Here is a 22779-nt window from a genome sequence, read left to right on the forward strand (position 1 = left end):
GAGGAACGTACTAAGCCGCCTGCGGCGGAGGCGCCGCCGTCACGCGCGGGCGGGCGAGCCGTTCGCCCGGCGCCAGCGGAACCTCGGCCCACACCTGCTTGCCGCTGCTGAGCGGCACCGACCCCCACGACGCGGTCGTCGCCTCGACGATGAGGAGCCCGCGGCCTCCGGTCGCCGACCAGTCCACCGACGCGGGCTTGACCGGGCTGCGGGGCGAGGCGTCGTTCACGGCGATGCGCAGCCGGTCCGAGGACAGGGTCAGGTCCAGCCGGACCTCTCCCTGCGTATGGGCGATCGCGTTGGTGACCAGCTCGGACACCACCAGCAGGGCGATGTCGACCTCCTCCTCCACACCCCACGAGCGCAGGGCGCGCGCGGCGAAACGGCGGGCGTGATGGACGGCGTCGGGAAGCCGCCAGACGGTCCAGTTCGTCCGCATCGGCCGGACGCGGGTGCCGTCGTAGCGCAAGAGCAACAACGCCACGTCGTCGTCCCGCCGGTTGACGCCCGAGAGCAGTTCGTCGGCCACCATCCCCGGGTCCTCCGGCTCCGCCGTGGCCAGTACCTCGCACACCCGGCGCATCCCGTCCTCCAGACGGACGTTGGACGACTCGACCATCCCGTCCGTCAGCAGGGCTAGCATGCTCCCCGGGACCAGGCCCACCTCCGTCATGGGGAATTCGGCGTCCGCGACCACTCCCAGCGGTGGTCCTCCCTCGACGGCCAACTCCTCGGTGCGGCCGTCCGGGCTGCGCAGGATCGGCTGGAGGTGGCCGGCGCGGACGAACCAGGCGATGCCCTCCTCCATGTCCAGGTCCACGTACAGACACGTGGCGAACAGGTCCGTCTCCATACCGACGAGCAGCCGGTTGGCCCGGGCGATGACCACGTCGGGCGGATGCCGCTCCACCGCGTAGGCCCTCACCGCCGTCCGTATCTGGCCCATGATGGTCGCGGCTCCGGCGCTGTGGCCCTGCACATCGCCGATGACGAGGGCCACGTGGCCGTCGCTGAGCGGGATGACGTCGTACCAGTCGCCGCCCACTTCGAGACCCACGGTCGCGGGCAGGTACCGGGCCACGGCCATCCCGCCGGGCAGCGAGGGCAGTTTGCGCGGCAGCAGGCTGCGCTGGAGCATCGTGGCGAGCTCATGGCCCGCGTCCAGGGCGTGCGCGCGCGTCAGCGCCTGCCCCACCAGCCCCGCCGTCGCGGTCAGCAGCGACCGCTCCTCCGGACCGAACCGGTGCTCGCCGTCCCAGCCGACGAGGCAGACCCCGACCATCCGGCCGTCCGCCGGCAGCGGCAGGACCGCGAGCCCACCGGGCCCGATGCCGGCGAGGGCGGGTTCGACGTCCGCACCCGGCGGCCACAGGCTCACATGGCCCTCCCGCAGCGCGTTCTGCAGCGTGGGCAGGTCGTGCATCGAGGCGTCGGGCCACTCGGATCGCCATTCCGAGCGCCACATGTCCGGCCATGCGCGCGGTTCGGGAGGGTCGAGTACGGTGATCACGAGCCGGTCGGCCTCCACTTCGGCGACCGCGACCCGGCTCGCGTCCAGCGGGCCGCGCAGGGAGTTGACCACGATCTGGCTGACGTCCCTGACGGTCGTCGCGCCGGCCAGCTTGGTCGACAGCCGCTGGACGATGGAGACTTCGTCGGCACTCGGGCGCAGGTAGGAGGCGTCGGCCACGACGCCGAGGACACGCACGGGGGTGCCGTCCTCGTCCGTCATCACCCGGCACCGCAGGCCCAGCCAGCGCAGTTCACCCCCGGGCCCGCGGATGCGGAACGCCAGCTGCTGCGGATCCGTCGTGAGCCCGTCCGGCTCCACGACGGCCATCAGCGCCGGGACGTCGTCCGGCACCGCACGCTCCAGCAGCGTCTCCACGTTGCCGCCGAACTCGTCGGGCGGGATCCCGAGCAGCTCCAGTGCGCGTGCGTGCGCCTCCATGCGGCCCGAGGCGAGGTCCAGGATGAACGCTCCGCCCCGCATCGGGACCAGCGTGTGTCCCAGTACGGGGCGCGGGGCGGCCGTACGCCCGGTCGGGTGGGCGGCCGCGGATTCGAGTCCGGCGGCGACCTGGTCGGCGTACAGCTCCAGCAGGTTCCGCCGATCGCTGCTGAAGCCGTCGGGGACGTCGCCGGCGACGACCAGGCAGCCCAGTTCCCTGGCGCCGTGCCCGAGCGGTATGGCACCGAGCGAGAGTCTGGCCGGCGAAGCCTTGACGGAGTCGTCCCGTACCCGGCCGGGGAAGTGGTGCGGGTCCTCCTCCACGTACGCGGCGAGCGCCTTCGGGGTCAGCCACAGCGGGCGGCCCGTACGGTAGGCCTCCGCGGCCGGGGAGTGACCGTCCACCGAGAGGACCGCGGGCAGTCCGTAGAGCATGGAGCGGTTTCCGGTCATCTCGGCCAGGTGGAGTTCCTTGCCGCCGTCGGCGAGGACGTAGACAGCGGCCAGCTCCGCCCCGCAGAACGCAAAGCGCTGCCTGGTCACGATCCGTAGTGCCCTCCTGCACGGGCCGTCGCGGTCGACCGCCCTCCCTCCATGCTGTCGCCCCTCGTACGGTCGGCGCGAGTCAGGAGGAGGAGACCTGCCTTCCCATCGTCCCCATCGTCGCCCCGCCCGTCGCGCGGTGCGAGCGGGACCCGGCGGCGGTCGCCGGGCCGGGTCCCGAGCGGGTTCCTATGCTCGAAACAGGTGGGGATCCGGGATGCGGGATGCGGGATGCGGAATCGGATTCGGCACCAGGCGAAGGAGGCGGACGGCATGACCGACACGACGGACGCGGGCGACGCTGACCGCGCGCTCAAGGCGAAGCACCGGACCATGTGGGCACTCGGCGACTACCCGGCGGTCGCCAAGGAGGTCGTCGGGGCCCTCGGCCCCGTCCTGGTCACGGCCTGCGGGGTGAAGCACGGCGACCGGGTACTCGACGTCGCCGCGGGAGCGGGGAACGCCGCCATTCCGGCCGCGCTGGCCGGCGGCGACGTGATCGCCTCCGACCTCACCCCCGAGCTGCTGGACGTGGGACGGCGGGACGCGGCGGCGCGCGGCGCCGAACTGCGCTGGGAGGTGGCCGACGCCGAGGCGCTGCCCTTCGCCGACGGGGAGTTCGACACGGTCATGTCCTGCGTCGGGGTCATGTTCGCCCCGCACCACCAGGACACCGCCGACGAACTGGTCAGGGTCTGCCGGAAGGGCGGCATCATCGGGCTGATCAGCTGGACCCCGGAGGGCTTCATCGGGCGGATGTTCACCACCATGAAGCCGTACGCGCCTCCGCCGCCCCCGGGAGCGCAGCCGCCACCCCTGTGGGGGCGCGAGGAGCACGTCCGTGCCCTCCTCGGTGACCGCGTCGACGGGGTCGACGCGCGACGGCAGACGGTCCGCGTGGACCGCTTCGCGAAGCCGGAGGAGTTCCGCGAGTTCTTCAAGGCCACCTACGGCCCGACCATCGCGGTCTACCGGAACATCGCCGAGGCTCCCGAGAAGACCGCCGCCCTGGACCGGGCCCTCGACGAACTGGCGGGTGACGCGCTCCAGGACGGGGCGATGGAGTGGGAGTACCTCCTGTTCACCGCGCGCCGGAGCGGAGTCGCGCCCGGCTAGGGGTGGCTTCGGCAGGGGCGTTTCAACGGCTCCGAAACGGTAAGGCGCCCGATATGGTGCGAATCGGCTACACGATGATGACCGAGCAGGCCGGCCCCCGGGACCTGGTGGACCACGTGGTGGCGGCGGAGCGGGCGGGATTCGACTTCTCCGTCATCTCCGACCACTCCTTCCCCTGGCTGGAGGCCCAAGGACACGCGCCCTACGCGTGGAGCGTCCTGGGCGCCGCGGCGCAGGCCACCTCCCGGATCCCGCTCATGACGTACGTGACCTGCCCGACCTTCCGCTATCACCCCGCGGTGATCGCCCAGAAGGCGGCCACGATGCAGCTCCTGTCCCAGGGGCGCTTCCGGCTGGGCCTGGGCTCCGGCGAGAACCTCAACGAGCACATCGTCGGCGCGGGCTGGCCCGCCGCCCACGTACGCCTCGACATGCTCCACGAGGCGGTGGAGATCATCCGCTCCCTGTTCGAGGGAGGGTACGTCAGCCACCACGGCGCCCACTTCGACGTGGAGAACGCCCGGCTCTGGGACCTCCCCGACGATCCGCCGCCGATCGGGATCGCCGTCTCCGGTGACCGTTCCTGCGAGCTCGCGGGCCACCACGGCGACCTGCTCATCGCCACCGAGCCGAAGCGGGAGCTGCTGACCGCGTTCGACGCGCACGGCGGCTCCGGCAAGCCGCGCGTGGGCCAGCTGCCGGTCTCCTACGACCCCGACCGCGATGCGGCGGTGGCCCGGGCGCACGACCAGTTCCGCTGGGCGCTGGGCGGCTGGAGGGTCAACGCGGAACTGCCCGGTCCGGCCGGCTTCGCCCAGGCCTCGCAGCACACCAGGCCCGAGGACGTCGCCGACGCCGTCCCCTGCGGCGAGGACGTCGACGCCTTCGTCGAAGCCGTACGCCCCTACGTGGACGCGGGATTCACCGAGGTCGCCCTGGTCCAGATCGGCGGCGACCGGCAGCAGCCCTTCCTGGACTGGTCCGAGAGCAAGCTGCTGCCGGCGCTGCGGGAGCTGTGAGAACGTCAGTCCTCGCGGCTCGACAGCGTCTCCTTGACCTTGGCGATGGCGAAGCCCCATCCCTGGGCCACGGTCGGCTTGCCCGGCACGGCCACTTCCTCGGGGTTCGTCAGTACGTCCAGCAGGACCGGTCCCGGCGTCTGCAAGGCCCGGCGCACACCGTCGTGGAGTTCGGCCGGATCGGTGACCCGGATCCCCGTGATGCCGAGGGCCGTGGCGACCGCGGCGAAATCGGGGTTGTCGAGTTGCGTACCGAACTCGGGCAGTCCCGCCTGCTCCTGCTCCAGCTTCACCATGCCCAGCCGGCGGTTGTCGAAGACGACGAGCTTCACCGGGAGCCCGTACGTCTTGATCGTCATCAGGTCCCCGAGCAGCATGCTCAGCCCGCCGTCGCCGCAGAAGGCGACGACCTGCCGGTCCGGCGCCCACAGCTGGGCCCCGAGGGCCTGCGGCATGGCGTTCGCCATCGAGCCGAGGTTGTACGAGCCGATCAGCCGCCGGCCGCCGCGCATGGCGACGAAGCGGGACAGCCAGACGGTCGCCATGCCGGTGTCCGAGGTGAACACGGCGTCCTCGTCGGCGTACCGGTCCACCGCGGCGGCCAGGGCCTCCGGGCGGATCTCGTGGTCCCGGTTGTCCAGGGCGGCCCGCAGCTTTCCGGTCCAGCGGCGCTCGTGGCCCGGGTCGGCCAGCTTGCGCTGCCCCTCCTCCCAGCGCGCGAACCGGTCCCGGGCGCCGTCCAGGTGCGTACGATCGCCGGCCTCCTCCAGCAGCGGCAGCAGGGCGCGCAGGGTGGCCCCGACGTCGCCCGCGAGGCCCACGTCCACCGGGACCCGGCGGCCCAGGTGCTCCGCACGGGTGTCCACCTGGACCACCTTGCAGCCCGTCGGGTACCAGTCGCGGTAGGGGAAGTCGGTGCCCAGCATCAGGAGCGCGTCCCCGCTGTCGAGTGCGTGCGCCGCGGCCGGATTGCCGATGAGGCCCGTCTGCCCCACCTGGAACGGGTTGTCGCCCTCGAACCCCTCCTTCGCCTTGAGCGTGAGCACCATGGGCGCGGCCAGCAGCTCCGCGGCCCGGAGCACCTCGGTACGGGCCCCGCGCGCCCCGCGGCCGACGAGCAGCGTGACGCGGGAGGCGGAGTTCAGCAGCTCGGCGGCCTCGGCGAGGGCCGGGTCCTCGGGGCGCGTGCGCGGCGCGGCGAGGGCGAAGCGCGTGGGGCGGTCCTCGCTCAGCTCTTGGTCGCCCAGGTCACCGGGGACGGTCAGGACGGCCACACCGCCCTGGGTGACGGCGGCGCGCACGGCCGATTCGAGCATCCGCGGCATCTGGTCGGGCGAGGTGACCGTGGCCCGGTAGACGGCCACGTCGCGGAAGAGCAGGTCGTTGTCGACCTCCTGGAAGTAGTCGCTGCCGACCTCGGCGAGGGGGACCTGCCCGCAGATCGCCAGGACCGGCGTGCGGCTCTTGGCCGCGTCGTAGAGCCCGTTGAGGAGGTGCACGGACCCGGGCCCGACCGTGCCCATGCACACCCCGAGCGTGTCGGACAGCTGCGACTGCGCCGAGGCGGCGAAAGCCGCGGCCTCCTCGTGCCGGCAGCCGACCCAGTCCAGGTCGTCGGTGGTGCGGATGGCGTCGGTCAGGGGGTTGAGGGCGTCCCCGACGACGCCGAAGACGTGCCGGACACCCAGTTCTTTGAGTGCGTCGACGATCACGTGGGCGACGGTACGTGCCACAGGAGTGCCCTTCGGTCCAGGTGCGGCCCCCGGGGGGAGGGCCGGCGCGGTGTCAGTGGGTGAAGCGGTCCGGGTCGGCCGCCCGCCAGTCGGATGCCCAGCCCTCGGGCGCTGATGCGAGCAGTTGCCCCGGTGTGAGCCACTCGTGCAGTTCCGCGTAGGAGCGGACGGTATGCGGGTCCACCCGCTGCACCAGCTGGTGCGGGCGCAGCCCGGACGGCTCGTCGACGCCCATCGCCGCCATGATCTGCAGGGCGCTCTTGACCGTGGCCTCCTGGAAGCGCTGCACGCGCTGCGCCTTGTCGCCGACGTCGAGGGCGCGGGCCCGGCGCTCGTCCTGGGTGGCGACGCCGACGGGGCAGGTGTTCGTGTGGCAGCGCTGCGCCTGGATGCAGCCGACCGCGAACATCATGGCGCGGGCGGCATTGGTGTAGTCGGCGCCCTGGAGGAGACGTTTGACCAGGTCACTGCCGGTGGCGACCTTGCCGCTGGCCCCGATGCGGATCCGCTCGCGCAGACCCGCCCCCACGAGGGCGTTGTGCACGGTCATCAGCCCCTCGCCGAGCGGCATGCCGATGTGGTCGGCGAATTCCAGCGGTGCGGCGCCCGTTCCGCCCTCCGCGCCGTCGACGATGATGAAGTCCGGCGTGGTGCCCTCCTCCAGCATGGCCTTGCACACGGCGAGGAACTCCCGGCGCGAGCCGACGCAGAGCTTGAAGCCGACGGGTTTACCGTCGGCGAGCTCGCGCATCCGGGCCAGGAAGCGCACCAGCTCGCGCGGCGTGGAGTAGACGCGGTGGAACGGCGGCGACACGACCGTTTTCCCTTGCGGTACACCGCGGACCTCCGCGATCTCGGCATTGACCTTGGCTCCCGGCAGGACGCCGCCGATACCCGGCTTGGCGCCCTGGCTGATCTTCAACGACACGCACTTGACCTGTTCGTGCGCGGCCTTGGCGGCGAACTTCTTCTCGTCGAAGCCCCCTTCGTCGGTACGGCAGCCGAAGTAGCCGGTTCCGATCTCCCAGACGAGGTCCCCGCCGGGGCGCAGGTGGTACTCCGACAGCCCGCCCTCGCCGGTGTCGTGGGCGAAGCCGCCCGCGCGCGCACCGGAGTTGAGGGCGAGCACGGCATTGGCCGACAGCGAGCCGAAGCTCATCGCCGACACGTTGAGCAGGGACATGTCGTACGGGCGGGTGCAGTCGGGTCCGCCGATCCGTACCCGGGGCGGATCCGTGCGCACGGGCCGCGGCGCCATCGACGGCGTGAGGTACTCGCTGCCGGGCCGGTACAGGTCGAGCTCGGTACCGAACGGCTCCTCGGCGTCGGTCCCCTTGGCCCGCTCGTAGACGATGCTGCGGGTGTCCCGGTCGAAGGGACGGCCGTCGAAGTTGCGCTCGATGAAGTACTGCTGGATCTCCGGCCGCAGGGCCTCCAGGGCGAAGCGGAAGTGCCCGAGCACCGGGTAGTTGCGCAGGACCGAGTGCCGACGCTGTACGAGATCGTGTACGGCCACCAGCGTGAGCAGGACCAACGGGACGGCCAGGGCCAGGAACCAGGGGGTGGACAGGGCGGCGGCGGCCGACGCGCAAGCGGCGAGCAGGGCGAGCAGGATCACGAGAGGTATCTTCAGCACCCCGTGCTTCTGTCCCGAACTCCTCCCGACATCCGTCCGGGTTCAGATCGTGACGCCCGTCTCGTCGGCCAGCGCTCGCAGCAGGCGTTCCTGGAACTCCTGGTCGTGGACGGCTCGATGCGGCGGCCGCAACTGGCGGTGGTACCAGTACCCGCCGCTCGTCAGGGCCTGGTCGTCCTCGCTCGTCGCCAGCCACTCCTGTGTCCTGTGGCCGAGTTCGAGATCGTCCGGGGCGTGCGGCCCGCCCATCCTCGTCGGCACCCAGCCCGGATCCACGGCGTTGCTCGACACCCCCGGGCGCAGGCGGGCCACGGCCGCCGCGAGCGCGGTGACGAACAGCTTGCTGTCCGCGTACGAGCCCGCGTGCTCGCCCCGCCAGTCGATGCCGGCGAGCGAGGGGTGGGGGTGGCCGTCGTAATGGGAGCCGCTGCTCAGGTACACCAGGCGGCGGGGTCGGGGCAGCAGGGCCGTGAGCAGGTACGGCGCGACGACGTTGACCGGCATGACCGCCGGGCCGTTCCACACCCCCGCGTTGTGGATGACCGCGTCGAGCGGCTCGGTGTCGTTCAGCTCGTCGGCGATGCGCCGTACGGCGTCGCGGTCCGTGAAATCACCCACCACCACGCCCGCTCCCCGTTCCAGCAGCGGGGTGAGGGCTGCCGCACGCTCCGGATTGCGGGCGTGCACCACCACCTCGTGGCCCGCGGACAGCAGGGACTGCGCCGCGGCCCGTCCCAGGCCGTCCGCGGAACCCGTCACCAGGATGCGGCTGGTCGTGTGCTTCACGGGTCTCCTCGTCGAGGCGGGACGTGTCACCAGTCGCCGGTCACCGGTCGCCGGGCGCGACGTCGTGCCGATGCGCCGTGGCCCGCATCCTGGCACGAGCCGGCGCACCGTGCGCCGCGCCGAGCGGGGAGTCGACGCGGGTCTGCCCGAAGGGCGTACGCGGGGTGGGTTCATGTGGCGGGGTAGGCTCCGACGGCCTGCCGGTAGGCCACGTGCCCGCCCAGTGCACCGCTGACGGCGACGGCGGCGAGGCCGCCGAGCGACCACAGGCGGCCCTTCGCCGAACGGCCCTGCAGCCGCGACGCCAGTGACGCGGCGTAGCAGACCACCGCGGCCGCGTTGGAGGCCGCATGGGCCAGCCCGACCCGGGCCTGCTCGGGAGGGAGGTCCGCCCAGTCCGCCCAGCCGGCCATCGCCGCCGGGGCGATGCCGGCGAGGCCGACTGCGGTGAGGGTCGTCGTCGCACCCCGATTGCCGGGTACGACGTCCAATACGGCGGCCGACAGCCAGCATCCGATGGGTACCTGGACCAGCACCGGATGCACCGGGTGGCCCAGCGGCCTGCCGCGCAGCAGATCGCGCACCACACCGAGGGGGAGTGAGCGGATCCCCCGCTGGAGCGCCTTGATGGCAGGGTCCGCCACCGTCGTCCGCTCCAGCCGGTCCAAGGCCGTCAGCCACCATGTCGAGGCCGTGTCGATGACTGCGCTCTGCCCGGCTGTGGCCGAGTCGTCGAGGGTGTATGAGGTCATACACGACGCCTACCCGGTGTCGCGTCGTGATCCCGCCCCGGCTTCGAGTGCACCCGAACGACTGGCCTGCCAATGGGGGAGCCGCCCCGGGGCCGCGCTCACAAGGCGGTGGGGAACCGGTCCCAGGCCCGATGTCCGCCGAGCGCCGTCTTCAGCGCTTCCACGACCGCGCCGGCGCTCGTGGCGACGACGATCCCCGGTTCGTCTGCCGTGATGCCCGCGGTTTCGAGGAGCCGGTCCGCGCCGTTCCAGCCTCCGACGGCCTTGCCGTGACGGTACGCCTCGGTGAGGAGCAGCAGGACGCGCGGGTCGGGGGCTTCCGGCGGCCGGGCGGTGCCGGCCTTGGCGTCGCGGGCGCCGTACGCGTCCGCGCCGGCCTGCGGTACACCGGCCAGCAGGAGGGCGTCGAATTCGACGGAGCGGGCGGTGGCGAAGGTCCGCTGCACGGCGATGGGTTCACCGTCGGGGTCGAGGGCGCCGCCGGTCGGGGCGATGACGAGGGGTACCATGCCGGCGTCCAGGACGGCCTGCCGGGCGGTGCGTACGCCGTCCAGGTCGGATGCCGGGTCGGCGATGACGCCGACGACGCGGCCGTCGGTCGGCCAGGTCCCTCCCATCTGGGAGAGGGCGGGGCTGGGTTCGGCCGCGACGAGCGGCACCGTGGCGGCGGGGACCGGCAGTCCCAGGCCCGTGGCGACCTGTTCGCACAGCTGCGGATCGATGTTCGCCAGTACCTGCAGGGTGCGTTCCTTGATCGCCTGCTCGTAGCAGTGGCTCAGTTCGAAGGTGTAGGCGGCGATGATGTGCTCGCGCTCGGGCTCGGTCATGCTCAGCCAGAAGAGGCGGGGTTGGGTGAAGTGGTCCGAGAAGGAGGCGGGCGCCTCACGGACCTTGCTCGCCGCCGGTACCTCCACGGGGGTTTCGACGAAGGCGGCCGCATCGGCTCCGGCGAGGAACGGGCAGCCGCCGTCGAGGCTGTTGGGCCGGTAGGGGGCCACGCCGGTGTGGACGGCGCTCTGGTGCATGCCGTCGCGGAGCATGTCGTTGACGGGGGCGTGCGGCCGGTTGATCGGGATCTGGCCGAAGTTCGGGCCGCCGAGCCGGCTGATCTGGGTGTCGAGGTAGGAGAAGAGCCGGCCGGCGAGCAGCGGATCGTCGGTGACGTCGATGCCGGGGACCAGATGGCCCGGGTGGAAGGCGACCTGCTCGGTCTCGGCGAAGTAGTTCCTGGTGTTGGCGTTGAGGGTCATCAGCCCGATGGGCTGAACGGGTGCGAGCTCCTCCGGGACGATCTTCGTCGGGTCGAGGAGGTCGATGCCCTCGAACGTCTGCTCGGGGGTGTCGGGGAAGACCTGGATGCCGAGTTCCCACTGGGGGAAGGCGCCGGACTCGATGGCGTCGAAGAGGTCGCGGCGGTGGAAATCGGGGTCCATCCCGTTGATCAGCTGGGCTTCCTCCCAGACCAGGGAGTGCACGCCGAGCCTCGGCTTCCAGTGGAACTTGACCAGTACGCTCTCGTCGGCGGTGTTGACCAGCCGGAAGGTGTGGACTCCGAATCCCTCCATCATCCGAAACGACCTCGGGATGGCGCGGTCGGACATGTTCCAGAGCGTGTGGTGCGTGGCTTCGGTGTGCAGGGACACGAAGTCCCAGAACGTGTCGTGCGCGCTCTGCGCCTGCGGGATCTCGCGGTCCGGATGCGGCTTGCCGGCGTGGATGACGTCGGGGAACTTGACGGCGTCCTGGATGAAGAACACCGGGATGTTGTTGCCGACGAGGTCGAAGGTGCCCTCGTCGGTGTAGAACTTCGTCGCGAAGCCACGCGTGTCGCGCACGGTGTCGGCCGAACCGCGCGAGCCGAGCACGGTGGAGAACCGTACGAACACGGGCGTCTCCACGTCCTTGGCGAGGAACGCGGCCTTGCACACCTCGGCGGCGGTTCCGTAGCCCCGGAAGACGCCGTGCGCGGCGGCGCCGCGGGCGTGGACCACCCGCTCCGGGATCCGCTCGTGGTCGAAGTGGGTGATCTTCTCGCGCAGGTGATGGTCCTGGAGCAGCACCGGGCCGCGCGCTCCGACCTTCAAGGAGTGGTCGGAGTCGGGCAGACGCGTGCCCTGGGCCGTCGTCAGGTAGGCGCCGCTCTGCGCCACGCGTGCCTGGTCCGCTCCCGTGGCCTGTCCGGTGGGGCCCACCGTCTCGGGGCCGTTCTGGTCGGGCTTCGGGGGAAGGGGCCCGGTGGGCTCGGTCGGCTCGGCGAGCTGCGGTGACTGCGGGCCGGGCTTGCCCGGCAAGTCGTTCCCGGCGGTGTCGCTCGATGCCTGCTGCTTCGTCATCGTCGTTCTCCTTCCCGTTGCCCATGTCCGGTCGCGACAGCGCGGAGCGGGGTGTGAGTGTTGGGGTCCATGATGTCCGGCTACCCGCACACCTCTCTTTGATGTCGCGGGGTGATGCGATTCCTCCCCTTTGGTTCGGTCCGTTCGGCGCAACACGATGGCGCGCGCCGTACGGGCATGAGTGGCCGCGATGCGGAAAGCCGAGGGGTGTGACACCTCCTACGAAGCGTGGCCAAGGCGACGACCGTGATCATGGCAACACCGGGCGGGACGCCACGGCGGGCCCGAGCGACCTGGTCGAGGCGCGGGCGCCGGACCGGCCCTCCGACCTGCCCGCACGGTCCTGGCGGGCGGTACTGCGCGGCACGGCCGAGGAGTTCCGCAACGACGAACTGGCCGATCGCGCCGCGGCCCTGACCTACTACGGGGTGCTGGCGATCTTCCCCGCCCTCCTGGTCCTCGTCTCCCTGCTCGGCCTGGCCGGCGAGTCGACGACCCGGCGCCTGTTGGACAGCGTGCGGCCGCTGACTCCCGGCTCCGCGCGGGACGTGATCACGAACGCGGTCGAGCAGCTCCAGGGCCGCAGCGGCATCGGGTCACTGATGGCGGTCGTCGGTCTCCTCGTGGCGCTGTGGTCCGCCTCCGGCTACGTCGCCGCGTTCATCCGCTCCGCGAACGCCGTCTACGACATACCCGAGGGCCGCCCGGTGTGGAAGGTGCTGCCGCTGCGCCTGGCGCTCACGGTGACGCTGATGGTGCTCGCGTGCGGCAGTGCGCTGATCGTGGTGTTCACCGGAGGACTCGCCCGGCAGGCGGGCACCGTCCTGGGCGTCGGCGACAGCGTGCTCACCGTGTGGTCGATCGCGAAATGGCCGGTCCTGGTGCTCCTCGTCACGATCATGATCGCGCTGCTGTACTGGGCGGCGCCGAACGCCAAGGGCCGCGGATTCAGGTGGGTCACGCCCGGCAGCGTCCTGGCTCTGGTGATCTGGATGGCCGCCTCGGCCGGGTTCGCGTTCTACGTCGCGAACTTCGCCTCCTACAACAAGACGTACGGGACCGTAGCGGGTGTCATCGTGTTCCTGGTCTGGCTGTGGATCACCAATCTCGCGATCCTCCTCGGGCTGGAGTTCGACGCGGAACTGGCGCGCCGGCGTGCGGTGGCGGGCGGGCTGCCCGAAAATGCGGAACCGTATGTCCGGCCCCGTGAAACCACCGCCTGGAACGAAGAGGACCGCCGCCGTATGGAGCGGTGACCCGGGCAGGATCGCGCCGCCTGAGCAGAACCGTCCGTTCGCCGTCGGAATTCCGGGCGGAGATGTCCCGTAAATAAGCTCGCGGATTACGGGTAGGCGCCAGCCATGATTCCTACCGAGACCCTTGCGGCCGAAGGCCAGGGAGCGCTTTTCCTCATTTTCGCCGGCGTGGTCGTGGTCGTCCTTCTGATCGGCGCGTTCTGGTACGGCAGCCGCCGCAGCGCGCGACGCCGCGCGCCGGCACGGCCGGCCGAGCAGAACCCCGTGGCCCGTGGGCGCGAGGATTCGTGGCAGACGCCGGACGGCAGCACGAGCGACGGGGAGCCGCGCGCGTGAGCGGGCCCGGTGCGCTGCGAGAGGGACGAGAGGCGCCGTACGCTGCGGAGCCGTCCTCGCCCCCGCGGCCCGTCGACTACGGCCTGATGGCCCTGCCGGGCGTCTACCGGCCGCAGGCGGACACCCTCCTCCTCGCCGAGGCGCTCGACCGGGAGGAGCTGGGGCCGCGCACGGACGCACTGGAGATCGGTACGGGTACCGGTGCGCTGGCCCTGCACGCCGCGGGCAGGGGAGCGCGCGTCACGGCGGTCGACGTCTCCTGGCCCGCCGTGGTCACGGCGCGGCTGAACTCCCTGCGCCGACGGGTGCCCCTGCGCGTCCTGCACGGCGACTTCGCGGCACGCACCGCGGGGCGCCGCTTCGACCTGGTCATCACGAATCCGCCGTACGTCCCCGCCCCGGGCGACAGGCTGCCGTCGTACGGGCCGAGGCGGGCCTGGGACGCCGGTCCGGACGGCCGCGGGGTCATCGACCGGATCTGCGCCGACGCGCCCGCCCTGCTGCGTCCCGGCGGCGTCCTGCTCATGGTGCACTCCGGGATGTGCGGGGCCGAGCGCACGCTCGACCGCCTGGCCGGGGCGGGGCTGTCCGCCGCGGTCACGGCGAAGGCCTCCGTGCCCTGGGGCCCCGTACTGCGTTCGCGACGGGCCTGGCTGGAGCAGCGGGGACTCGCGGCACAGGCCCAGGAGTGGGAAGAGCTGGTGATCATCCGTGCCGAGTCCGAATGACCCCGGCCCGCGCCGGGTTCCCGCGACGGCGCCCGCCCGCCGGGTATGTGTGGATCCGCAGGGCCCGGTCCTGGTCGAGGGTCCGGTCGAGATCGTGCTGGACGACGGGACGGTCGCCCGCTCGGACCGCTTCATGGTCGCGCTGTGCACCTGCCGTCGCAGCCGCGCCTACCCCTGGTGCGACACCAGCCACCGCCGACGCGAGCGGGCGGAACCGCCGCCCGGGAACAGGAAGCCCCGATGACCCCTCCCAGCCCGAGCGCCACGGAGACCGCCGCCGGCCCCCGCCTCGTCGAGGGGCGGGGCGAGCTGTCCCGCGCCGTGACGCAGGCCCTGCGGTCGGGCGGCCGGCCGGTCCACGCCACCGCGTCCGTGCTGAAGGCGGACCCGTGGGGTGAGGACCTCCAGCTCGCGCTGTACCTCCTCTACGAACTGCACTACCGCGGCTTCGAAGGCGTGGACGACGAGCGCGAATGGGACCCGGACCTGCTGCGGCTGCGCCAGGCCCTGGAGACCCGCTTCCTCCACGCCCTGAGCAGCGAGCTGTCCCGCGCCCCCCGCTCGGTCGCAGAGGCCTTCGACCCGCTGCTCGTCGAGCCCGTCGACCTCTCGGGCAGCCTGAGCCACCGCCTCGAAACCCAGGGGGAACTCTGGCAGTTGCGTGAGTACGCGGCCCTGCGCTCGCTCTACCACCTCAAGGAGGCCGACCCGCACCTCTGGGTGGTCCCCCGGCTCACCGGCAGGGCGAAGGCCGCGATGGTGGCCATCGAGTACGACGAGTTCGGCGCCGGGCGCGCCGACCGCATCCACGCGAAGCTCTTCGCGGACCTCATGGCCGACCTGGGCCTGGATCCGGCGTACGGCCATTACCTGGACCACGCTCCGGCGCCCCTGCTCGCGACCGTGAACCTGATGTCCCTCTTCGGGCTCCACCGGGCCCGGCGCGGCGCTCTCGTCGGGCACTTCGCGTGCGTCGAGGTCACTTCGTCACCCGGGTCGAGGCGCCTGGCCAAGGCCATGCGGCGCTGCGGGGCGGGATCCGCCGCCGAGCACTTCTACGCCGAGCACGTGGAGGCCGACGCCGTCCACGAGCAGGTCGTACGCCATGAGGTCATCGAGGGCCTGCTGGCCGAAGAGCCGGGCGTAGAGGCGGACATCGCCTTCGGGTGCGCGGCGACCGTCCTGCTGGAGGACCGCCTCGCGACCCACATCGGCCAGGCCTGGGACCAGGGAGTCAGCGCGTTGCGTTCCCCCTTGCCGCAGCCGTAGGGCCGCCGCAGCCGTAGGGCCTGGGCCGATGCGGGGCATCGGCCCAGGCCCTGGTGGATCGCTCGCGGAGCGCCGCCCTCGCTGCCCTCAGCGATGCGCGGTCCGGTGGCCGAACCAGTGGCCCCGCCTGCGCGGGGCGTCCGTCGAGGCGTCCGTCGGAGCGTGCGTCACAGGAGCAGCCGTCTCGGCCGCCGGTGCAGCCGTCCCGCGGGCGTCGTCGTGGGCGGCGGTCTCGGCGCGGGCGTCGTCACGTTGCCGGATCAGTTCTTCGCGCTCGCGAGCGTGCTCGTGCTCGCGCTCCATGGCCGCGGCCTCACGGCGCGATGTGCCCATTTTCCGTCGGGCCCGCGCCGAGCGACGGGTGCCCATCATGACGAGGGCCAGACCCAGCAGGGCTGCGGCGCCCACGATGATTCCGATCAGAAACAGCGCGCCGGTCGAACCGGTCGCGTGATAACCGAAAATCGAGAAATCGCCACCTGTGCCGAGACCGTGTCCCGGGCCGGTATTGCCGAATACTCCGGCCAGACCGACGACGACGGCGGCGATCAGAATGATGAGTCCGAGGATGAGAATCATGAATTGCTCCTTGGATCCGCGCCCGGACGGTCCGCCGAACACGGTCGGCGCCTACCCCGGTTTCGATCCGTCAAGCCGAACCGGCGGACGTCGTGCCGTCAGGGAACGCGCAGGGCCAGCACGACGACATCGTCCTCGGGAGCCGCTTGGGCCAGCCCGGCGCTGATGTGGCGGAGCAGCTCGGCCGGCGGACGCTCACCGTGGCGGGCGAGCAAGCCGACGAGGCGTGCGGTGGAGGCGTCCATGTCGTGGCCGCGGCGCTCGACGAGCCCGTCGGTGTAGAGCAGCAGCGTGGAGCCCGGTGGAAGGCCGCGCCGTGCCTCGGTGCGCGGGAGCGGCCCCAGCGTGTGGTGGAGCAGGATGTCGTGCTCGGTCAGGACGGTCACCCGGCCGTCGGGCGTACGGAGCAGTGGAGGCGGGTGGCCGGCGTTGGACCAGGTCAGCGTCCAGCCGGGACCGTCGTCGGCCGGGGCGATGCGCGCGTGGACCAGTGTGCCGGCGGCCTCGACGGGCAGGACCGAGCACGCGGCGTCGAGGGCGGTCAGGGCGGCGGCGGGGCTGTACGGGGGGTGGTCGAGGGTGGCCTGCCGCAGCATGCTGCGGACCTGCCCCATGATCGTGGCGGCGTGCATGTCGTGGCCGGTGATGTCGCCCACCGTGATCATGAGTGCCCCGGGCTCGCCCGACGACGCCGGCGGCAGGAGGTAGGCGTCGTACCAGTCCCCACCGATCATGTCGTCGACCGCGGCGGGCTCGTACAGGGCGCTGATTTCGAGCGGGTCGGCCCGGGGAAGATCGGTGAGCATGGCCTCCTGGAGCTGCCTGGCCACGGAGATCCGCTCGTCGAGGTACAGGGCGCGCTCCACCGCCTGCGCGATGTAACCGGACGCGGCGGTGAGCGTGGCCCGCTCGGTGACGCCCACCTCGTGCTTCTTGGCCCAGCAGATCGCGAGGACGCCCAGCACGGTGCGGCTGCCCCAGAGCGGCAGGCACAGCAGGGTGGTGAAGCCCATGCGGTCGAAGACGCCGAGCGCCTCGGGCCCGTAGTCGGCGACGAGCGCCTCGCGGTCGGGCACGAAGACCGGACGCCGCTCCCGCAGGGCGCGCGTGCTCGGGAACGCCGCGGTCACGGGCATCGTGAGGACCTCGCGCTCCACCGCGTGCTCGACGTCCGGGTCGGGCACCCGGTGCAGTTCGTCCTTGTCGGCGACGAGCAGGCCGACGTACGCGGGCTTCCCGGCGCCGACGAAAAGGTCCCGCAGCCTTCGGCGGACGTCCTCCAGCCCGGAGGTCTGGGCCAGCTCCTCCGACGCCCTCAGCAGCAGCTCGGCATGGTCCAGCCCGGCCTGGGCCTCGCGCTCCAGGCGCTGCGCGTCGCTTCGGGCGCGGTCGGCGCCGGCCCGCGCGGTCTCCAGCACCTGCTGGACGGACCTGCTCTGCGCCGACAGGATGCGCAGGCACAGCTCGGCGGAACAGGCCCTGGCCAGGTCCTCCAGATCGGACAGCTCCCCGTCGCTCCAGGCGCGGGGCTCGCGGTCGACGGCGCACAGGGCGCCCAGGACGACCCCGTCGCCGTCGGTCAGCGGCATCCCGGCATACGCGACGGCCCCGAGACCGGCGACGGCCGGGGCGGTACGGAGCCGCTCGTCGGTGCGTGCGTCGGCCACGACAAGGGGACGCCCCGAGGCCTCCCCGCTCCGCCAGAGCCCGTGCGGCGGCAGGGCGCGGGCGTCGGCCCAGGGCTGGGGCAGACCGAACAGACCGGGCAGGATCTCCCGGTCCTCCTCGAACAGCGAAACGAAGGCCATGGGCACGCGCAGCAGCCGAGATACCAGGCGGGCGAAGCGGTCCATCCCCGAATCGGAGGTCGCCGACAGGCCGGCGAGGCTCAAAGCCCGCCGCCGGGCACTTCCCGGGTCCGCTCCGGACACCCGGCCCTGCTCCGACATCTGTCCTCCGGTCCCGTTGTCCCGAAGCCCTGGACGGACATCGTAGAACGGCACTGGGCCGTTCGGCCGGTCGCAGCGCGCCGGAACACCGCCGCGGGCTATCCCATGACGGGGCCGTGTGCGATCGGCGAGGCGGGGCAGACGAATACAACCGTGCAGCCCATCCCGGAGGCCCCTCGATGTCGTTCACCTCTGCCCTGATCACTGTCCAACTGGACGCGGTGAGGGGCCGTTTGCCGCTCCTCGCGCGGTTCACGTACGACGGCCGGGACCCGTACGCGGTCCGGGCCACGTTCCTGGACGGCGCCACGCCCTTGGCCCGTTGGCACTTCGACCGGCAGATGCTCGCCGACGGACTCCACCGTCCGGTGGGCGAGGGTGACGTCGCGTTCTGCCCCCACAGCGCGGCCGGAGCCGACGAGCTCCGCATCGCCTTGCGGGGCCCCGCCGCGCAGCGGGAAGGGGAGGCCGTCCTCTTCGTGGAGGCCCGGGCGCTCAAGGACTTCCTGCACCAGACGTACGCCGTCACCGGCGCGGGGGAGGAGTTCCTCGACGTCGACAAGCTCCTCGACGATTTGCTGGCCCGCTGACGCGCGGGTGGGCTGACGCGCGGGTGGCGGACGCGGGATCGTCCACGCGGGAGGTCCGGACGTGCGTCGGTCCCGAACCCCGGACGGGTTCGGGACCGACGCACTGTTCCGATCTGCTCAGCGGTGTGGTCAGGTCACCGCTTGAACATGTCCTTCATCTTCTCCTTGGCCTGGCGGGCATCGCCCTTCGCGGCCTCGCCGCGGCCCTCGGCGGTCAGCCGCTCGTTGCCGACCAGGCGCCCTGCCGTTTCCTTGAGCTTGCCCTCGGCCTGCTCGGTCTTGGCCTTGCCCTTCTCGTCCTTCGACACAGCTGATCACTCCCTGGAAGTGCGGGGAACTGCTTGCCCTGCGCGTCTGACCCGGATCGCCGACGGCAAACGTGGCCGGCTCGTCCGGCCGGATCACAGGGATGCCAGCCAGGCTGACGCCTCGTCGGGGTGGCCGAAGCGCAGGGTGTCGAGGGGTGCGAAGCGGGGATCGTGGACACGGCGCTCGACTTCGCGGTGCCGGGTCGCGTGTTGCGACCAGGCCCACCACGCGGGGTGCTCCCGGCTCAGCCAGTCCCTCCAGGTCTCCCTGTTGCCGCCGAACAGGGCCTCGCGTGTGACGGTGCGCCGGAGGGACCGGCGCAGCACCCGGGGCATGATGACGCGTTTGGGGTAGTCCAGCCACACCACGGTGTCGGCCCGGTTCCACAGCAGGTCACGGACCTCCGGATAGCCGAGGGAGTCGATGATCCACCGCGGTCCGGCGGTGAGCGCCGAGACGTCCTCGGAGAACGTGTCGTTGGTGGCCCAGTCGGGTCCGTCGAAGTACAGCGCGTCCATCTCGTGGTACGGCAGGCCCAGTCGGTCGCTCAGGGTCCGGGCGAGCGTGGATTTGCCGGCGCCGGTGACACCCACCACCAAGATCCGCTGCACGGGTGCACCCTACCCGGGCACCGGAGGGCGTCATCAGTGGCGCGGGCGGCTTGCTCGATGAGGCGGATGGTGGCGCTCGGCAGGCCGGCGGCGAACGCGGCCCGGAACTCCTCCCCGTCCAGGTACAGATCGGTACCTGTGGTGCCGGCGGGGCCAGTCGGCGCAGGCGGCGGCGTGCGGTCAGGAGTGGGCGTCGAGGCCGTGCGCGGCCCGGGCGATGACGGCCGCCACGACGGCCGGGCGGGAGACGTAGACGGCGTGGCTGCCGGGGGTCTCGGTGACCGTCGCCCCGACCCGCTCGGACATGGCGCGCTGGGCGGCCGGCGGGATCATGCGGTCGTCGGTGGCGACCAGGTACCACGACGGCTTGGTCTGCCAGGCCGGTTCGGAGACCGCCCCGTCGAGGGCGCCGACGCCCCAGGGGACCTGCGAGTCGGCCATGAACGCGGCCGTCGCTGCGGGGACGTCGGCGGCGAAGGAAGCCGCGAAGCGCTCCCGGTCCAGGAAGAGGAAGCCGTCCTGGGGCGGCAGGATCGGCGGGACCGGCGCACCGGGCGCCGGATCGGCGATCAGGGAGCCGACCGACTCGCCCTTGTCCGGAGCGAACGCGGCGATGTAGGCGAGCGCGGCGACGTTCGGGTGGTGGCCGGCCTCGGTGATGACGACCCCGCCGTAGGAGTGGCCGACCAGCACGGCCGGGCCGTCGAGGCCGTCCAGGATCTGGCGGGTGGCGGCGACGTCCCCGGCCAGCGAGTGGGTCGTGTTCTGGACGACGGCCACCCGGTAGCCGTCAGCGGTCAGGTGCTCGTAGACCCCCTGCCAGCCCGATCCGTCCACGAAGCCGCCGTGCACGAGCACGATGTTCTTGATCGTTGCCATGACCGTATCCGTTCGGGAGGGACAGGCCCGCTGCCTGTCCTGCGGCTCCATCCAAGCCGTTCGAGGGCCCGCAGAACACGCAGAGCAGCACGCAGAGTTGGAGCCCGGGCCAGCCCCCGCTCCGGCCGCGTCAGGCAGGGGCCGAGGCACTCGCCAGGGCCCGGCAGCGACCGCTGGCCGTGGCGTCACCGAAGGAGTCGAAGACCTGCGCCGCCCGTTCGTAGGCGCGGCGGCTCTCGTCCGTGCGGCCTTCTTCGGCCAGCAGGGAAGCCAGGGTCTCCAGGGCGTCCGCCTGCCGGTAGTCGGCCGCCCCGAGCTCGTCCACGAGGCCGATCCCCTCGCCGAGCGCGGTGATCGCCTCCGCTCGACGCCCCAGGTGCCGCAGGCAGGCGCCGATGCGCAGCAGTGCCAACGGCCGACTGTGCACGACGACGCTCGGCGCCATCCCCGACCCGGGGTCGTCCAGCACGGCGAGCAGCCCGAGGTAGCGCTCCAACGCCTCGGCGTAGCGCCCGTCGTCGAAAAGGCACTTGGTGATGGCGGCGTTGCTCTGGACGTAGGAGTCGATGTCCCTGATGGACCGGAACATCTGCGCCGCCCGCGAGGACGACTCGATCGCCGCGTCGCGCCGGCCGAGCAGCAGGAGTGCCTCCGCGGTGTACTCGTGTGCCCAGGCGATCTGCGCGGTGGCACCGGCCCGGTTGGCCAGCTCCAGCGCCTCGCCCGCGTACCGCAGGATCGCCTCCGGGTCACCGGGCGGCACCGAGTGGACCCAGGCCAGGTAGTTCAGCTGGGTCGCCCCCTGCGCCGGGTCGCCGAGGGCGCCGGCGGCCTCCGCTCCCAGAGTGAAGACCTCGTGCCAGTGCGGGCCGTGCGCCCACCGGTCGGAGAACCAGTGCATCGACTCCGCGCAGTCGAGGACGAGGGAGTGCCGGCCGCCACCCGCCGCCGCGCGGAGCGCTCCGAGCCAGTTGTCCACGTTGACCCGCAGCCACCCGTCGGCCTCCTCCATGGAGGACGGGACGGCGAGATCGGGATCGGGCCGGTCGGGCCGGCCGTAGCCGGGCTCGAACCACCGCCCGGACATCGTCGCCATCCGCAGCAGCCAGGACGTCACCCTCTCCTCCAGCATCTCGCGTCCGCTCGCGCTCTCCTCCTCCTGGAGCCGGTCGCGCGCGAACAGGCGGACGAGGTCGTGGAACCGGTATCGGCCCGCGGCGCCGTCCTGCAGCAGGCCCAGGTCGACGAGCTCGTCGAGGGCGTCCCAGGCGTCCGCGAGCGGCATCCCGCCGACGACGGCCGTCAGAGCGGCGTCGAGATCCCGGCCGGGTACCACGGCGAGGTTACGGAACACCCGGCGCGTGGAGTCGGCGAGCTGCTCGTACGACATTCCGAAGGCGTTGGCGATCTTGAGGTCGCCGGCCTTGAACTGCTCCAGGCGACGCTCCTCGTCGGCCAGCCGGGCGGCGAGGTGCGCGGCGTCCCAGTCGGGGCGGCTGAGCAGCCGGTTGCCGATGATCCGCAGCGCCAGGGGCAGCCCTCCGCACAACTCGGCGAGCCGGGCGAGCGTCGATTCCTCGTCCCGTGCCGAGCGCTCGCCCAGGATGCCGGTCAGCAGTTCCGTGGACTCCGGCAACGGCAGGGGGCCCAGGGCGAGTCTGCGGACCCCCTCCAACCCCGCCAGCAACCGCCGCGTGGTGATCAGCGCCCTGCTCGCGCCTCCTCCCGGCAGCAGCGGGCGCACCTGCTCCTCGGAGGCCGCGTTGTCGAGGACGACCAGGACACGCCTGTCCCTCAGCAGCGAGCGGTACAAGGAGGCGCGCTCGTGGGGGTCGGCCGGGAGGTGCTGGTCGGCGACGCCGAGCGCCCGCAGCAGCAGCCGTAGCGCGGCGTCGGCGGCCAGGGGCCGCTGGGACATGCCGAACAGGTCCAGGAACAGTACTCCGTCCGGAAAGCTCGGCCGCACGGAATGCGCGGCACGGACGGCGAACGTGGTCTTGCCCAGTCCGGCGGAACCGGTGACGAGCCCCACGACACCGACGCCCGGCGAACTCTCGGCGTACACCAGCTCGCTCAGCCAGACCAGTTCCTCGCCGCGGCCGGTGAAGTCCTCGACCGATCGGGGCAGTTCGCACAGCCCGCTGCGCCGCGTCCAGTGGTCCCGCAGCCGACCGTCGCGCGCCAGCTCGATCAGCCTCGCGCGGCCGCTCCCGGCCAGCTTCAGCGCGTCCGCCAGGGCCGTCACGGTCCGGGCCTGGGGTCCCTTGCTCCGTCCGCGCTCCATGTCCGACAGGGTCCGGGCGCTGACGCCCGATACCTCGGCCAGCTGCTCCAGCGTCAGCCGCGCCGCGCGGCGGTGGCCCCGTAGCACCTCCCCGAAACCGGGGAGCTCCGTCTCGCTCAT

At 72.3% G+C, this 22779-nt stretch carries 20 protein-coding genes; 8 read left to right on the forward strand and 12 right to left on the reverse strand.

The window, feature by feature from the left end; genetic code table 11:
* Window positions 1–10 precede the first annotated feature (10 nt).
* Complete coding sequence (locus CP980_RS32305; protein WP_150529770.1) at window positions 11–2494, reverse strand: SpoIIE family protein phosphatase; 2484 nt, start codon at window positions 2492–2494, stop codon at window positions 11–13.
* Between the two features lie 273 nt (window positions 2495–2767).
* On the opposite strand from CP980_RS32305, the gene CP980_RS32310 reads away from it, so the two are divergent.
* Window positions 2768–3610, forward strand: a complete 843-nt coding sequence (locus CP980_RS32310; protein WP_150529771.1) for a class I SAM-dependent methyltransferase — start codon at window positions 2768–2770, stop codon at window positions 3608–3610.
* 53 nt (window positions 3611–3663) lie between these two features.
* Complete coding sequence (locus CP980_RS32315; RefSeq protein WP_150529772.1) at window positions 3664–4629, forward strand: LLM class F420-dependent oxidoreductase; 966 nt, start codon at window positions 3664–3666, stop codon at window positions 4627–4629.
* 5 nt (window positions 4630–4634) lie between these two features.
* Here CP980_RS32315 and CP980_RS32320 read toward each other — a convergent pair whose 3' ends face one another.
* The 5 genes from CP980_RS32320 to CP980_RS32340 all read right to left on the reverse strand — a co-directional run bounded on the left by CP980_RS32320 (window position 4635) and on the right by CP980_RS32340 (window position 11869).
* Entirely contained in the window at window positions 4635–6362 is a 1728-nt protein-coding gene (locus tag CP980_RS32320) for a thiamine pyrophosphate-dependent enzyme (protein WP_150529773.1), read from the reverse strand.
* Window positions 6363–6414: 52 nt separating this feature from the next.
* Complete coding sequence (locus CP980_RS32325) at window positions 6415–7998, reverse strand: FMN-binding glutamate synthase family protein (RefSeq protein ID WP_208834797.1); 1584 nt, start codon at window positions 7996–7998, stop codon at window positions 6415–6417.
* A 42-nt stretch (window positions 7999–8040) separates the two neighbouring features.
* Window positions 8041–8784 (reverse strand): SDR family NAD(P)-dependent oxidoreductase, encoded by a 744-nt coding sequence (locus CP980_RS32330; protein ID WP_150529774.1) that lies wholly within the window; start codon window positions 8782–8784, stop codon window positions 8041–8043.
* Window positions 8785–8954: 170 nt separating this feature from the next.
* Window positions 8955–9536, reverse strand: coding sequence for a DUF2231 domain-containing protein (locus CP980_RS32335; protein WP_150529775.1), 582 nt, complete (start codon window positions 9534–9536; stop codon window positions 8955–8957).
* A gap of 98 nt (window positions 9537–9634) precedes the next feature.
* Entirely contained in the window at window positions 9635–11869 is a 2235-nt protein-coding gene (locus CP980_RS32340) for a catalase (protein WP_150529776.1), read from the reverse strand.
* A gap of 209 nt (window positions 11870–12078) precedes the next feature.
* Between CP980_RS32340 and CP980_RS32345 the strand changes: the two genes are divergently transcribed.
* The 5 genes from CP980_RS32345 (at window position 12079) to CP980_RS32365 (ending at window position 15458) form a co-directional block, all read left to right on the forward strand.
* Window positions 12079–13125, forward strand: coding sequence for a YihY/virulence factor BrkB family protein (locus CP980_RS32345; protein ID WP_229907369.1), 1047 nt, complete (start codon window positions 12079–12081; stop codon window positions 13123–13125).
* Window positions 13126–13230: 105 nt separating this feature from the next.
* On the forward strand, window positions 13231–13461 hold the full coding sequence (locus tag CP980_RS32350; protein WP_132760965.1) for a DUF6479 family protein: 231 nt from the start codon (window positions 13231–13233) through the stop codon (window positions 13459–13461).
* Window positions 13462–13547: 86 nt separating this feature from the next.
* Window positions 13548–14189: a HemK2/MTQ2 family protein methyltransferase gene (locus tag CP980_RS32355; RefSeq protein ID WP_132761111.1), complete on the forward strand. Its 642-nt coding sequence runs from the start codon at window positions 13548–13550 to the stop codon at window positions 14187–14189.
* Complete coding sequence (locus CP980_RS32360; protein WP_373312988.1) at window positions 14173–14433, forward strand: CDGSH iron-sulfur domain-containing protein; 261 nt, start codon at window positions 14173–14175, stop codon at window positions 14431–14433. The genes CP980_RS32355 and CP980_RS32360 overlap by 17 nt, the downstream gene beginning before the upstream one ends.
* Window positions 14430–15458: an iron-containing redox enzyme family protein gene (locus CP980_RS32365; RefSeq protein ID WP_150529778.1), complete on the forward strand. Its 1029-nt coding sequence runs from the start codon at window positions 14430–14432 to the stop codon at window positions 15456–15458. The genes CP980_RS32360 and CP980_RS32365 overlap by 4 nt, the downstream gene beginning before the upstream one ends.
* 87 nt (window positions 15459–15545) lie before the next feature.
* Here CP980_RS32365 and CP980_RS32370 read toward each other — a convergent pair whose 3' ends face one another.
* Window positions 15546–16037, reverse strand: a complete 492-nt coding sequence (locus tag CP980_RS32370; protein WP_229907368.1) for a hypothetical protein — start codon at window positions 16035–16037, stop codon at window positions 15546–15548.
* A 98-nt stretch (window positions 16038–16135) separates the two neighbouring features.
* A complete protein-coding gene (locus CP980_RS32375) occupies window positions 16136–17890 on the reverse strand; it encodes a SpoIIE family protein phosphatase (RefSeq protein ID WP_229907367.1) in 1755 nt (584 codons plus the stop codon).
* A gap of 275 nt (window positions 17891–18165) precedes the next feature.
* Here CP980_RS32375 and CP980_RS32380 point away from each other — a divergent pair, with 275 nt between their 5' ends.
* Entirely contained in the window at window positions 18166–18576 is a 411-nt protein-coding gene (locus CP980_RS32380) for an SsgA family sporulation/cell division regulator (protein ID WP_132760969.1), read from the forward strand.
* A gap of 134 nt (window positions 18577–18710) precedes the next feature.
* Here CP980_RS32380 and CP980_RS32385 read toward each other — a convergent pair whose 3' ends face one another.
* The 4 genes from CP980_RS32385 to CP980_RS32400 form a co-directional block, all read right to left on the reverse strand.
* Window positions 18711–18884: a CsbD family protein gene (locus CP980_RS32385; protein ID WP_099887950.1), complete on the reverse strand. Its 174-nt coding sequence runs from the start codon at window positions 18882–18884 to the stop codon at window positions 18711–18713.
* A 93-nt stretch (window positions 18885–18977) separates the two neighbouring features.
* On the reverse strand, window positions 18978–19496 hold the full coding sequence (locus tag CP980_RS32390; protein WP_132760970.1) for a P-loop NTPase family protein: 519 nt from the start codon (window positions 19494–19496) through the stop codon (window positions 18978–18980).
* Window positions 19497–19676: 180 nt separating this feature from the next.
* A complete protein-coding gene (locus CP980_RS32395) occupies window positions 19677–20375 on the reverse strand; it encodes an alpha/beta fold hydrolase (protein WP_150529780.1) in 699 nt (232 codons plus the stop codon).
* A 130-nt stretch (window positions 20376–20505) separates the two neighbouring features.
* Window positions 20506–22779, reverse strand: coding sequence for an XRE family transcriptional regulator (locus CP980_RS32400; protein ID WP_150529781.1), 2274 nt, complete (start codon window positions 22777–22779; stop codon window positions 20506–20508).

Source organism: Streptomyces vinaceus, assembly GCF_008704935.1.
In the GTDB taxonomy this organism is placed as follows: domain Bacteria; phylum Actinomycetota; class Actinomycetes; order Streptomycetales; family Streptomycetaceae; genus Streptomyces; species Streptomyces vinaceus.